The organism is Pseudophaeobacter profundi, from assembly GCF_029697505.1.
Lineage (GTDB): Bacteria > Pseudomonadota > Alphaproteobacteria > Rhodobacterales > Rhodobacteraceae > Pseudophaeobacter > Pseudophaeobacter profundi.
On record NZ_JARJEF010000014.1, the window covers coordinates 46498 to 59304 of the forward strand.

9 protein-coding genes and 1 pseudogene are annotated in these 12807 nt (G+C 60.1%); 3 read left to right on the forward strand and 7 right to left on the reverse strand.

All coding sequences use genetic code 11. The features are described 5' to 3' along the window. Positions 1–2: 2 nt before the first annotated feature. The gene (locus P2081_RS17775) at positions 3–1616 is read left to right on the forward strand and encodes a tyrosine-type recombinase/integrase (RefSeq protein ID WP_278924212.1); all 1614 of its coding nucleotides are present in this window, start codon (positions 3–5) and stop codon (positions 1614–1616) included. Positions 1617–1755: 139 nt separating this feature from the next. Here P2081_RS17775 and P2081_RS17780 read toward each other — a convergent pair. Continuing rightward, positions 1756–1938: pseudogene (locus tag P2081_RS17780) on the reverse strand (transposase); the annotation flags it as partial. A 70-nt stretch (positions 1939–2008) separates the two neighbouring features. Here P2081_RS17780 and P2081_RS17785 point away from each other — a divergent pair. Next, a complete protein-coding gene (locus tag P2081_RS17785; RefSeq protein ID WP_278924238.1) occupies positions 2009–2674 on the forward strand; it encodes a peptidase G2 autoproteolytic cleavage domain-containing protein in 666 nt (221 codons plus the stop codon). 48 nt (positions 2675–2722) lie between these two features. Here the strand turns inward: P2081_RS17785 and P2081_RS17790 are convergent, their stop codons facing one another. From P2081_RS17790 to P2081_RS17810, 5 genes are all read right to left on the reverse strand, one after another. Beyond that, positions 2723–4171, reverse strand: coding sequence for a mannose-1-phosphate guanylyltransferase/mannose-6-phosphate isomerase (locus tag P2081_RS17790; protein ID WP_278924213.1), 1449 nt, complete (start codon positions 4169–4171; stop codon positions 2723–2725). A 30-nt stretch (positions 4172–4201) separates the two neighbouring features. After that, positions 4202–5176, reverse strand: coding sequence for a GDP-L-fucose synthase (gene fcl / locus P2081_RS17795; protein WP_278924214.1), 975 nt, complete (start codon positions 5174–5176; stop codon positions 4202–4204). Between the two features lie 4 nt (positions 5177–5180). After that, positions 5181–6299, reverse strand: coding sequence for a GDP-mannose 4,6-dehydratase (gene gmd / locus P2081_RS17800; RefSeq protein ID WP_278924215.1), 1119 nt, complete (start codon positions 6297–6299; stop codon positions 5181–5183). A 908-nt stretch (positions 6300–7207) separates the two neighbouring features. Further along, positions 7208–8314, reverse strand: a complete 1107-nt coding sequence (locus tag P2081_RS17805) for a ParB/RepB/Spo0J family partition protein (protein ID WP_278924216.1) — start codon at positions 8312–8314, stop codon at positions 7208–7210. Between the two features lie 51 nt (positions 8315–8365). Continuing rightward, positions 8366–9784, reverse strand: a complete 1419-nt coding sequence (locus tag P2081_RS17810; protein WP_278924217.1) for an AAA family ATPase — start codon at positions 9782–9784, stop codon at positions 8366–8368. 508 nt (positions 9785–10292) lie between these two features. Between P2081_RS17810 and P2081_RS17815 the strand changes: the two genes are divergently transcribed. Then, positions 10293–11294 (forward strand): replication initiator protein A, encoded by a 1002-nt coding sequence (locus P2081_RS17815; RefSeq protein ID WP_278924218.1) that lies wholly within the window; start codon positions 10293–10295, stop codon positions 11292–11294. A 154-nt stretch (positions 11295–11448) separates the two neighbouring features. Here the strand turns inward: P2081_RS17815 and P2081_RS17820 are convergent, their stop codons facing one another. After that, positions 11449–12693: a glycosyltransferase family 4 protein gene (locus tag P2081_RS17820; RefSeq protein WP_278924219.1), complete on the reverse strand. Its 1245-nt coding sequence runs from the start codon at positions 12691–12693 to the stop codon at positions 11449–11451. Positions 12694–12807 lie beyond the last annotated feature (114 nt).

Sequence of the window (12807 nt, forward strand, 5' to 3'; positions counted from 1 at the left end):
ACATGAGCCGCTCCTATCGCAAGATTCGCCCCACAGTCTCCATGGTCTATTCTGTCACCGAGGTGCAGGCGCTCTATGACGTATGCCGCAACACCGTTTCAAACTGGGTCAGTAACGGCTTGAAGCCATCTGACAACACGTTGCCACAATTATTCCGAGGTGCAGAACTCAAGCGCTTTCATGCCGCGTACACCGCTCGCAAACAGCAGCCCCTGCGCTTTGGAGAGTTCAAATGCTTGAAGTGTGGGTATCCCGGTTTTCCGGACGTGAATTCAGTTACCCTTATAGCCGATGGTAATCGTGCCACCAAGGCCTATGCAACGTGTTGCAACTGCAGTGGCAGAGTGCTGAAGTTACTTGGTGCAACGGAATGTGACAAAGTAAAAGAATGCATCGAAACCAACACCAGCCTAGCACAAATAGACGAAGAGAAAGGTCAGCCTTCGGCCCGTGTTGGGAAAGATACGGCATCTCAAGACATGGAATGGTTCCCAACCAATGACAGGATCATCCACGATTGGCAGGCCTATGCGGGGCGCTATGATCCCAAAACCGTCCAGGCACACCTCATCAGCATCCGTGACTTTGAGCGTTTTTTGGGTGGGCAGTCTTTCGAAAAGGTAAGGCCAAAAGATGCGGGGGCCTATCGTGATCATCTGGTAAAAATACGTGAACGAGCCAAAGCCGATGGTGGCCTGAGCAATTCGACCGTTCGACACAGGGCATCGCACCTTGCATCCTTTTTCAGATGGCTCAGAGGACAGAGTGGATATCGGCGCCTCAGCGCGGGAATACCAGATTACTTCGCCCTGCCACGTAGCACATCCGCGCAACCGCTTGAGAAGGGGAAACGCCCCTTTCCATCCATGCAAGATGCTTGGCATATGGTCGAATTAATGCCGGACCAAACGCTTGTGCAACGGCGAGATCGATCTATGGTTGCTTTTGCGTTCATAAGTGGCCTCAGGGCAGGCGCACTGACATCTTTGCGGTTGAAACACCTGAACCCGCAGGGACAAACGGTTGTACAGGACGCCCGCGATATGCGCGCCAAGAACGGCAAGAGCTATCGAGCGAGGTGGTTCCCTAGAACGGATCAATTCCAAACGGTATTCCTCGCCTGGCTCCAGGAACTGGAAAAACTTGGTTTTCAGGATCAAGACGCCCTATTTCCTGAGATAAAGGATCTTGTCCGTCAACGGCAGGGTTCACCCCCTGTTGCAACCCTAAGCTCTAGCAGGACGCTGCAAGCCGCCTTCGCTCGTGCGTCAAAGCCACTTGGAATGAACTATTCGCCTCATTCTGCCCGGCATGCATTGAAAGCGCTGGGCGCGCGAGTCTGCCGCACGCAAGAGGAACGCAAAGCCTGGTCGATGAATTTGGGCCACGCTGATGAGGCGATCACCGAAAGGCACTATGGCAAGATGTCAGCCGCGCGCAGTCGTGCGATTGTTGAAGCGCTAAGCTCAGATGAGGTGTTCACTGAAGAAGAAAAAGAGATAATCATCGATTACCACGAAGGCCGATTTGCGCGCGGGAGCGACGCATATCGAACAGCACGCAGACTGGCAGACAAGCGAGAGAAGGCCCGAGGGGACGATAACGTAATCGAATGAAATGGTGGCAATGGCCAAGCAGTAGAGGTGGTAGGCTGGCCGACCGGATGACTGGTCCCAGCCTATTCCGTTGAAAAACTCGTCCCAGTAGCCGCGTTGAATAGCTCACGAGATTGAGCGCGCGTTGCCTCGCCTCTCTTCAGCAGGCGATTTTTGGTGGTGGCAGGAGCTTTGCGAGCTTTCGGAGGTTCCGGGCGGTTGCTGCGAGGTGGAATTCGTCGCGCGCGCCGAGAGGGCCCCGCAATCGAAGACGGTTCAGCCCCAGGATCCGCTTCAGATGGGCGAACAGCATCTCAACCTTCTTCCTCAGTTTGCAGGAGATCGCATATTCCGTGGTCTGGGGGCTGACCCCTGCCGAGCTGCGCATCTGGCAGGGCGGCAGCTGGGGGCTGGTGCAGGCACAGACCCAGAACCTGGATCAGATCGGCGTCAACACCAGCGCCGATAGCACCAATCGGCTTGCCCTTGCCGCTGATGCCAGCCTGTTCAGCCATGCCGGCCTGGGCACCGCCAGCCCCAGCGCCCATCTGGAGATTGCCGGCACCGGGTCGGATTATCTGCTGGCAGGGGATGGTGGCGGCACCGGGTTCCGGCTGGCCGCTGATGGCAATGGCAGCTGTGAGAGCGCCTGGTCAGGCAGTGGTGCCGATTATGCGGAATGGTTTGAATGGCTGGATGGCAACCCGGCAGGCGAGGACCGACGCCGGGTCTCGGTGGTGCTGGAGGGGGCCTGCATCCGCCCGGCCCGTGCGGACGAGGATCCCATCGGCGTGGTCAGTGCCGCCCCGGCGGTGATTGGCGATGGCGACATGGATGAATGGAAACAGCGCTGGCTGCGCGATGATTTTGGTGCGCCGCTCTTGGGCCCGGGTGGGGCCCGGCGGGAAAACCCCGCCTATGATCCCAGCCGCCCCTATCAGCCACGCAGCCAGCGCCCGGAATGGGGGCTGGTGGGGCTGTTGGGCAAGCTGCGCCTGCGCGCAGGCCAGCCCCATAGCGCCTGTTGGCTGCCGATGCGCCAGATCTCTGGCGAGATCGAGGAGTGGCTGCTGCGCTGATGATCCCCCCAGGGTCGACCCCGGGGCAGCCCCCCGCCGCCCGCGCGCCTAGCCCTTGGCCCCCTGACCACGGGCATAAAGATCCTCATAGCGCAGGATGTCATCCTCGCCGAGATAGCTGCCGGTCTGCACTTCGATCAGCACCATGGGCAATTTTCCGGGGTTTTCCATCCGGTGCACCGCCCCCAGCGGGATATAGACCGATTGGTTTTCGCTCACCAGCTTGACCTCACCGTCTACCGTCACCTTGGCGGTGCCCTCGACCACGATCCAATGTTCCGAACGGTGGTGATGGCTTTGCAGCGACAGGGCCGCGCCGGGATGGACATGGATGCGTTTCACCTGAAAGCGGCTGCCCTGGGCCAGGCTTTCGAACCAGCCCCAGGGGCGGTGATCCTTGGGGAATTCCGTGGCCTGTTTGGCGCCTTTTTCTTTCAGCGCCGCCACCGCCAGTTTCACATCCTGCGCCCGCGAGGCATCGGCCACCAGCACTGCGTCGGGCATCGCCACCGCAATCACATCGCGCAGGCCGATGCCCACCACGGCAAGGCTCTCCTCCTCAGAACGCAGCAGGCTGTCATGACAGTCAATTGCGGTAGCACTGCCACTGGTCACCACGCCCTGATCATCCGCCGCGCTTTCGCGCCAGACCGCGTCCCAGCCGCCAAGATCGGACCAGCCGGCCGCAAAGGGCACCACGGTCAGGTTATCAACCTTCTCCATCACCGCGTAATCGATCGAGATATCTTCCAGGGCCTGCCAGGCGGCAGGGTCAAGACGGAAGAAGCCAAGGTCGCTCTCGGCGGCGGCAATCGCCGTCTCCACCGGCGCCATCAGGCCTGGAGCATGGGCGCGAAACGCCGCAAGGATCGCCTTGACCGAAAATAGAAAGATGCCGGCATTCCACAGGAACCTGCCCGAAGAAAGCATCGCCTCGGCGGTCTGGGCATCGGGTTTTTCGACAAAGCGCTGCAGATCAATGGCGCGCGGGGTGAAATCGGGGGAAAACGCAATGGGGCCGCCCGCCAGCTCCAGATAGCCATAGCCGGTTTCCGCATGGGTCGGCTTGATGCCAAAGGTGACGATCTGACCGGCGCGCGCGGCGGCCTCGCCAGCCGCAACCGCGGCGCGAAAGGCCGCAGCATCGGGCACCACATGATCGGAAGGCGCCACCAGCATCAGCCCATCGGGATCACTTTGTTCCAGATAAAGCGCCGAGGCCAGCACCGCGGGCGCGGTGTTGCGCCCGGCAGGCTCGATCAGGATGGCCCCAGGATCAATGCCCACCTCTGCCAGCTGTTCGGTGACAATAAAACGGAAATCGGAATTGGTCAGCACCATCGGCGCGGCATATTCCGCCCCCGACAGCCGCTGCGCCGAGGCCTGAAACAGGGTCGTATCGCCCACCAGCGGCACAAATTGCTTGGGGTAGCTTTTGCGCGACAGCGGCCAGAGCCGGGTGCCCGACCCGCCACAAAGAAGAATGGGAGTGATCATGGCTGCCCCTTTTGCAATCACATATTTAGCCTATTTGGCCCGCAGGTTATCCAGCCCCTGCTCCAGGAACCAGTCATAAGTGGTCCGAATGCCCACTTCCAACGGGATCCAGGCACGCCAGCCCAGCCGATCCAGCCGGGTGACATCCATCAGCTTGCGCAGGGTGCCATCGGGTTTGCTGGGATCCGTCAGGATCTGGCCGGTAAAACCGGTGACCCGCGCCACCATCTGCGCCAGCTCCAGAATGCTGACATCCACGCCCGACCCCACGTTGATATGGCTCAGCATCGGCGCGGTCTCGCGGCTATAGGTCCCAGCATCGAGATCCATCACAAACAGCGAGGCCGCCGCCATGTCGTCCACATGCAGGAACTCGCGCATCGGCTTGCCAGACCCCCAGATCGTGACCTCTTGCAGCCCCGCCTGTGCCGCCTCGTGGAAGCGGCGAATGAGGGCCGGCAGCACATGGCTGTTTTCCGGGTGGAAATTGTCGCCCGGCCCATAAAGATTGGTGGGCATCACGGATCGGTAGTCGACACCATATTGCCGGTTGTAACTTTCACACAGCTTGATGCCCGCGATCTTGGCCACCGCATAGGGTTCATTTGTCGGCTCCAGCGTGCCGGTCAGCAGCGCATTCTCTGCCATCGGCTGTGCTGCCGCCTTGGGGTAGATGCAGGAAGAGCCAAGCTGCAAAAGCTTTTTGACACCTGCGGCATAGGCCTGATGGATCACGTTGCATTCGATCATCAGGTTTTCATAGATGAACTGGGCCGGGTAGCTATTATTGGCAATTATGCCACCCACCTTGGCCGCAGCCAGAATGACCTGATCGGGTTTTTCTGCCTGGAAAAAATCCTGCACCATGGCCTGATTGGTCAGGTCCAGATCGGCGCTGGTCCGGGTCAGCAGCGTCAGATCTTCGCCTGCCGCGCGCCGCGCCTGCAACTGGCGCAGGATCGCGCCGCCCACCATGCCGCGATGGCCTGCCAGATAAACCTTCATCGCCCTAGCCTTCCAGACTCACCGGCAGATCCATGCCGTGTTCTTTCAGCAGCGCATGGCGCCGGGCCAGCTTCAGATCCTCGCGCACCATTTCAGAGCACATGTCCTGGACGGTGATTTCCGGCACCCAGCCAAGTGTCTCGCGGGCCTTGGTGGGATCGCCCAACAGGGTTTCCACCTCGGCGGGGCGGAAGTAGCGCGGATCAATCCGCAGCAGCACATCGCCCACCTTCAGCGCCGGGGCCGCATCACCTTCAATCGCCGCAACAGTGGCGATCTCATCAAGGCCGGTGCCGGTGAAATCCAGGGTGATGCCCAGTTCGGCCGCCGACCAGATGATGAACTGGCGCACCGAATATTGCTTGCCGGTGGCGATGACAAAATCATCCGGCCTGTCCTGCTGCAGCATCATCCACTGCATGCGCACGTAATCCTTGGCATGGCCCCAGTCGCGCAGCGCGTCGATATTGCCCATATAAAGACAGTCTTCCAGCCCCTGCCCGATATTGGCCAACCCGCGGGTGATCTTGCGGGTGACAAAGGTCTCGCCGCGGCGCGGGCTCTCGTGGTTGAACAGGATGCCGTTGCAGGCATACATGCCATAGGCCTCGCGGTAGTTCACGGTGATCCAATAGGCGTACATCTTGGCCACCGCATAGGGGCTGCGCGGGTGAAACGGCGTGGTCTCGCGCTGCGGCACCTCCTGCACCAACCCGTAAAGTTCCGAGGTGGAAGCCTGATAAAACCGGGTCTTTTTCTCCAGCCCGAGAAAGCGGATCGCCTCCAGCAGGCGCAGGGTGCCCATGGCATCGACATCCGCCGTGTATTCCGGGCTTTCAAAAGACACGGCAACATGGCTTTGCGCGCCCAGGTTATAAACCTCGTCGGGCTGCACTTCCTGCAGGATCCGGGTCAGGTTCGAGGTATCGCTCAGATCGCCGTAATGCAGTTTGAAACGGGCGTGATCGGTATGGGGATCCTGATAGATATGATCCACCCGCTGGGTATTGAACGACGAGGCCCGGCGCTTGATACCATGCACCTCATAGCCTTTTTCCAGCAGAAACTCTGCCAGATAGGACCCATCCTGGCCGGTCACACCGGTGATAAGCGCTCGTTTCATACCTCTTCCCTCTTTTGTCGGCCTGCCAGCTGCAGCCTGCCGGGCCACAGCTGACATGGCAGCGGCCCCCGCACCCGAGACCTACGAGGCAGGCGAACAGAGTGCAAGCGCCCCGACCCGCCTGATCGGCCTGATTTTGCGCCGCCCGCTCTCGTCAGGGGGGGCGATCTCGGCTAGGGTCAGCCCCGCAAGAGCCGTCATGACAACAGAAAACCCATCCATGGACCGCGTTGCACGAATAGCGCGTGGGCCGTATTTGCCCCTTTCCCAGGTTCTTTATACGACACGTTCGTAGGTCGCACGACCGAGATGGGTCATGCGGTTGAGAGCTTTGACAGCGATCTTGGTTTCGGTTGTCTGGGTCTCCAATTTGCGGCTACGCAGCTCTGATCCGATGATTTGTTTGTAACGCCCGATCTGGGCCTCGCCGCGTGATCTTTGGCCATAGGCCAGTGGCCTTCTGCCAGGCCATACGACCTCCTTTGGCGATCATGTCGATATGGGCGTTGCGTGCGGCGCACTCTCCGGGAACGGCGTTCTTCGGCGGCGGAATGATCAGCTCGACATCCGCACCGAAAGCTTGCCGGATCGTTGCGGCGGATGGTGTACCGTGAGCGTGTTGCATGTGAGAACCAGAACGGCCCCCTTGAAGCAGGATAGGGGGAACAGATCACCATCGTTCAGAGGCGCAAAACTCATAAATGCAGGTGCGTGTCAAACTCTTTGCCCCCGGATGTCCCCAGATACACCGCCTCAGCCGCATCCGTTTTGCCGCTCTCATTGCTGCAAATGTTTCGCGCGCGAAACATTTGGCCGCCGCCATCAGGGCCAAAAGGCATCATTAGACCCTAAAAAAGGGGCACAGCTTTCTGCGCCCCCCTGCCGTAGTTCCAATTGGCATGCCTAGGTCAGCGTTGCCGCAACCAGGCTTTCAAATCTTCCAGAAGTACAGCATCAACCGCCGCGCCGCTCAACTCGATCCGCTGCGCCCCCGGCTGAAATCCAAGGCGCAGCCCCTCCGTGACCTGGGTGGTCACCCGTTCCTGAGGGTGTATTCCGTCCCCTGTGCGCCGGATCTGCGGCCCGCCTTCTGGCGCCTGATGTGACTCTACAGGTGGGGTTAGAGCCGCATCAGTCGCAGCTTTCCCTGCCGTTTGCCGTGCTGCGAGACAGGCGCTGAGCAGGGCAGTTTCCTTGGCCGCATCCCCCCGGTCACCAGCCTGCAATGCCGCCTTCAAGACCTCGGCAAAGCCCGCATCCTCGTTCAACTGACGCACCAGGGACAGCCCCAGCTTTTCACTGATCGCAGTGGGGAAATACAGCACCGCATCAAGCGCATCGACCAGAGTGACAAAACTGCCGATCTTTGATCTCTTGGCCCGTGGCGCATTGGCAAACAGCCCCTGCAGCGCTTTCTTCTGGCTCGGAAAAACCCCCTCTTTCAAGGCGCGCACCGCGATACGGGCACGTTCATAATGGGACAGGTTGACGCGAATTTCATTCTCTTCCACCATCGCGACATAGGCGGCTTCGGCGCTCTCCGGGTGGATCACCAGGGCTTTGATCTTGGCAAATTCAGGCTCTGCACCCTCGGCATAGAGCCTGCGCAGCGCCGAAAGGCGGCGCCAGCCGGAAATCAGCCCCCAAGATTTTCCGTCAAGGCGCCCCTCCAGCGGCACCACCTCGATGGGACTCTGCTGGCCACGGGTCCGCAAAGAGCCCATCAGGGCCTCCATCTCATCCGCGTCCTGGGTGATACGATCACGTACCAAATGCGTCTCGTCGATCGCCTCCAGGGGGATCTCTTCCACCATCAGGCCCCGACTGCGCGCGCGCTGCAGCACCTGCGTCACCTCTTGCAGGGCGGCCTGGGTTGAAACCTCGGCCGCGACCTGGGCAATGGGGGCGCTGCTTTGCGGCGGGGCGGCCAGCGGCCCCGACAGGGCTGATTTACCTTCGGGCGGGGTGGCAAGATAGGTGTCTTGCGCCGGGGAAAGCCGTTTGCGTTTTGCCATCTGCTGATCTCCTCATCGCGCCAATCTTGCGCCGCTGACCTTGTTAGAGCCTTAGGCCTGCGTGCGCTGGTCCTGCATCTCTGCCTCTTGTTCCAGTTCCGCGCGCCGCCAGACCCCCAAGAGCAGCCGCTTGAAGGCGGCATAGGTGGCATCAAATGTTTCGCGGCCACGCGCATAGGTTTCGCGGTTGAAATCGCGGTAATCGGCCTCGTAGATCCCCGAGACCTGCTCGCCGGCCTGGCCAATCAGCGCGGTGAAATCCTGTTTATGCGGGCTGAGCACCGGCCCCATATAGGCCTGCATCACCCCGGCCAGCTCGCCCTGTTGGGCGCTGTCATAGCGGGTGATCACCGCCCGCACCGCATCCCATTCAAACCCCATCTCGGGCCGACCAAGGGCGCGGGCTGCCAGGTTTTCGCCCTCTTCAATCGAGGCAAAGGTGGAATGCAGCATGTCAAAGAAACGCCCTGTGCTGTCAAATTCCAGAAAGGAGGCCCCCATCGGCACCAAGAGGATATCAGACGCCGCCAAGCCGTTTATGGTCAGATAGCCCAGGGCCGGCGGGGTATCGATAAAGACGATGTCATAGTCATCCAGCACGCCATCTGCGGCCAGCCGGTCGGTCAGCGCATCCCAAAGCTTCCAGCTGCGCACCGCCATGCGCCAGACCGGGATCTGGAATTCCGCCCAATAGAGGTTCAGCTGGGCGCCGATCAGATCGATATTGGGCCAGTGGGTGCCTTGAATGACATCCTGGGCCGTCATCTCCATCGCGGCTGACAGCGCCTCTTCCAGCGGCTGGGGCGCATCGCCGCGATCCAGCCGGCGCTGGTTTTCGGTGCGCAGATGTTCACCGTAATGGCGCGCCAGCAACGGAAAGGCCGTCTGCCATTCATCTTCGACCCGGCCGCCAAAGATAGAGGTCATCGACCCCTGGCTGTCCAGATCAATCACCAGCACCTTGTAGCCATCCAGCGCGGCTGACATCGCCAGATGCGCCGCGGTTGAGGTCTTGCCAACGCCGCCTTTGAAATTGGCCACCGAGACCAGTTTGGCCGGCAGGCCCTTGGGGCGATAGGGGGTGTAATCCTTGGCCTTGGAGCCCTGGGCGCCAAAGAATGCGCGCAGCACCAGAACTTCATCCAGGGTGAACCATTTCGCCCCACCTTCGGTTTCCGACCGCCCCTGGGGCAAATCCGGGTTCGCCTTCAGCACCCGGCGAAAATGGGCCTGGGCCACCGGGATCAGATAGCGGGTGATTTCCCAGGTGGAAAACAGTCGCAGCTCTTTGCGCCCCTCTTCATTCATCCCCCGGCTGGACAGATCGGCCCGCCCACGCGCACAGCCTGCCGCGATATTGGCAAAGCCTTGGGTGCTGGTGGGGGTGTCGAGTTCAGCCAATGCGGCATCGGGATCAATGTTGAAATAGGGCGGCAGGCTGTTGCCCGCCTTGTGGATATCTCGTGCCATGATGCGCTGCCCATTTGTAAGACCGCTGGTTTGGATCACCTGTGGATTGCTGTGTTCAGCGGCTGATGTATCACCTTTATAGCCTGATATCAGAAAAGGCGATACATGGAAAGAATGCGCGCAGGTCTTTTTCTTTTTCTAAGAAAATCATAGCTCTGCCAGCAAAACCCTGCGGTATCGATAGGCGGGTTTTGCTGCGATCTTGGTCTCGTGCAATTTTTTTGTACTGTTATTTATGGTTATATAATAGTTACAGGAGCCGAGGGTCTGAAGCAAAGCCCTTTTTTCATTGGGTTTTTGGGTAATCTTTCTGCAAGCAGTGACTCTGAAACCCCGTTGAGATGACTCTGAACCCCCGAAGAAACGATTCCGGAACCCCGTTGAGAACTCATGTGGATAACTCTAGGGTGGGCGTAATCAAAACCACGAAAGCGAGTCACCTCGGGAGCCTGTGGAATCGGGCGCATACCTGGGGGGCGGTGGTCAGAGGCAAAACGGGCAGGGCACGATGAGTACAGCATTAACAGGGGGGGCCGCAGGCCCCGGCAGTTTTTTCCTTTGTGACATCTTTGATGCCATCCCCAAGAATGATCTGGCCTCGATGGAACATCCGCTGTTTTCTCTGGGGACCCGTCCGGATCGGCGGATCTTGAACTATCAACATAACGGTGCAGAAATCACTGTGGTGCCATCGGTCAAGGGACTGGCGACGATCCATGACAAGGATATTCTGATCTTCTGCATCAGCCAGCTGATGGCGGCACAGAATGCCGGTCGCCAGGTCTCGCGCACCCTGCATCTCAAGGCACATGATTTGTTGGTGGCCACCAACCGGGAAACCTCGGGCGATGCCTATCGGCGGCTGCGGGAAAGTTTTGAACGCCTGGCGGGCACCCGGATCACCACCAATATCACGACGGGCGGCGAGGAGGTGACCTCGGGGTTTGGCCTGATTGAAAGCTGGGAAATTGTACGCAAGGCGCGGGGCGGGCGTATGGTGAATGTGGCTGTCACCCTGTCGGACTGGCTGTTTCGCGCGGTGCTGTCAAAATCTGTGCTGACGCTCAGCCGCGATTATTTCCGCCTGCGCAAACCGGTGGAACGGCGCATCTACGAGCTGACGCGCAAACATTGCGGCCGCCAGCGGGATTGGACCATTTCGGTCGAGACGCTGTTGAAGAAATCTGGCTCAGCCAGCCCGCGCCGAGTCTTTCGGAAGATGATCCGCGACATGATCGCAGCCCAGCCCTTGCCGGATTACGCGATGGAGGAGCTACCGGGGGATTTGATCCGCTTTCGCCAGAAGCATCGGGTGGTGGAACCAGGCTCAGCCGAGGCGCCGGTATTGAAACAGGCCAGTCTGGCAAAGGCCCGCGATCTGATGCCCGGCGCGGATGTCTACGCGCTGGAGGCCGAATGGCGTGCCATGTGGGAGCGCACAGGCCGACCGCGCCTGCGTCAGGCTGATGCCGCCTTCCTTGGGTGGGTCAAAAAACATAGCGCAGAGTGAGATATCACTTTTAAGGGCAGGGGGCTTTGCCCCCTCGCGCCATGGCGCTCACCCCCAGGATATTTAGAGCCAAATGAAATGATCGTTTGCTTCATTTGGCCGTAAGTATCCCCGCCGGAGGCCGCCAAATGTTTCGCACGCGAAACATTTGGCTTTATATGTCTATGTGTTTGGCGTGTGGCACCAGCGCGTTGATCTGGGCGATATGCTCTGGCAGGCAGCGGCTGAGAAAATCGTAGTGCTGCAAGATATGGGCGCGCGCTGCAGGACCAAGGGCGGCGTAGGCTTTTGGATTGGCCAAGACATCGACAACCTGGTCGGCGAGGGCGGCTGGGTCAAAGAAATCTACCAGCATGCCGGTTTTCCCATGGGTGACGGCTTCGCGCACGGGGGCCACATCCGCTGCCACCACCGTGGCCTGCATCGACATCGCTTCGAGCAGCGACCAGCTGAGCACAAAGGGCATGGTCAGATAAATATGGCAGCGGCTGATGCGGATGATACGGCAGAGATCATCATAGGGCACCTTACCGAGGAAATGCACCCGGTTCCAGTCGACGCTATCGCCGAGTTCTGCCTCCATCTCGCCGCGCAGCCCCTTGGGGTGGCTGCTCTCTGCCCCGTAAGAGGTGTCATTGCCGCCAATCATCAGGATCCGGGCCTGAGGTCGTGCCGCCTGGATCTGCGGCAGGGCGCGCATCATGATGTGAAAGCCGCGGGCGCGTTCCATGTTGCGGGCCACATAGGTCACCACCTCATCCGCGCGGGTCAGGGGGCGGTCCAGCCGTCCCAGCCCAATTGAGGCGCCTGCATCGGGGCGCAGCCGGTCGCAGCGAATACCATCATGGCAGGTATACATGCGGTCATGGAACGAGGTTGGAAACCGGTCGCGCTGCCAGAAGGTGGGGGTATGGCCCTGATCCACTGATTCGATGCTGGCATAGGGGACGGTATTGCGGGCCTGGGCAAAGAAACCCGCCTGATCATTCACCGGGGTTTCCGGGTCAAAGCCCACCAGCCCGCCCTGGGTGCGGTAGAAATATTCAAAGAAGCCGATCACCGGCACATCTGCCCAGACCTCTTTCAGGAACAGCAATTCCCCCCAGCCGGTATGGCCAATGATGATGTCGGGCCTGTAGCCCTCATTGCGCTGCAGCTGGCGGGCCGCCATGGCCACGCCCAGCCCGGTACCTGCGGCGGCTTCCCAATCTTTCGACAGCCCATAGGCCTGCGGCCCTGGCTGGTGATGCGCACGGTAGCTGACGGTTCTGACCCCAGGAAGCACCAGTCCGGTACGTTGGGTGAGGAAACTGATCTCATGGCCGCCCTGCTGGACCAGCCAGGCGATCAGCTCTCGGTATTGGCCGGGCATGTTCTGATGGACAAAAAGAAGTTTCATGAACGGGCTCTGTCGTTTGGGGGGCTGGATCCTGGCCGCTGTGTTGCCCCCATGCTTGCCGGGGAATGTCCGGGGGCGCAAGATGCTGCCTGGCTTGGGGGGGCTCTCTGGGGG

What these genes read in the sequence shown, in the direction of transcription:
- P2081_RS17815 (WP_278924218.1), top strand. Translation starts at nt 10,293, where the DNA reads ATGAGTACAGCATTAACAGGGGGGGCCGCAGGCCCCGGCAGTTTTTTC.
- gmd (WP_278924215.1), bottom strand. Translation starts at nt 6,299, where the DNA reads ATGAAACGAGCGCTTATCACCGGTGTGACCGGCCAGGATGGGTCCTAT.
- P2081_RS17790 (WP_278924213.1), bottom strand. Translation starts at nt 4,171, where the DNA reads ATGATCACTCCCATTCTTCTTTGTGGCGGGTCGGGCACCCGGCTCTGG.
- fcl (WP_278924214.1), bottom strand. Translation starts at nt 5,176, where the DNA reads ATGAAGGTTTATCTGGCAGGCCATCGCGGCATGGTGGGCGGCGCGATC.
- P2081_RS17805 (WP_278924216.1), bottom strand. Translation starts at nt 8,314, where the DNA reads ATGGCAAAACGCAAACGGCTTTCCCCGGCGCAAGACACCTATCTTGCC.
- P2081_RS17820 (WP_278924219.1), bottom strand. Translation starts at nt 12,693, where the DNA reads ATGAAACTTCTTTTTGTCCATCAGAACATGCCCGGCCAATACCGAGAG.
- P2081_RS17775 (WP_278924212.1), top strand. Translation starts at nt 3, where the DNA reads ATGAGCCGCTCCTATCGCAAGATTCGCCCCACAGTCTCCATGGTCTAT.
- P2081_RS17810 (WP_278924217.1), bottom strand. Translation starts at nt 9,784, where the DNA reads ATGGCACGAGATATCCACAAGGCGGGCAACAGCCTGCCGCCCTATTTC.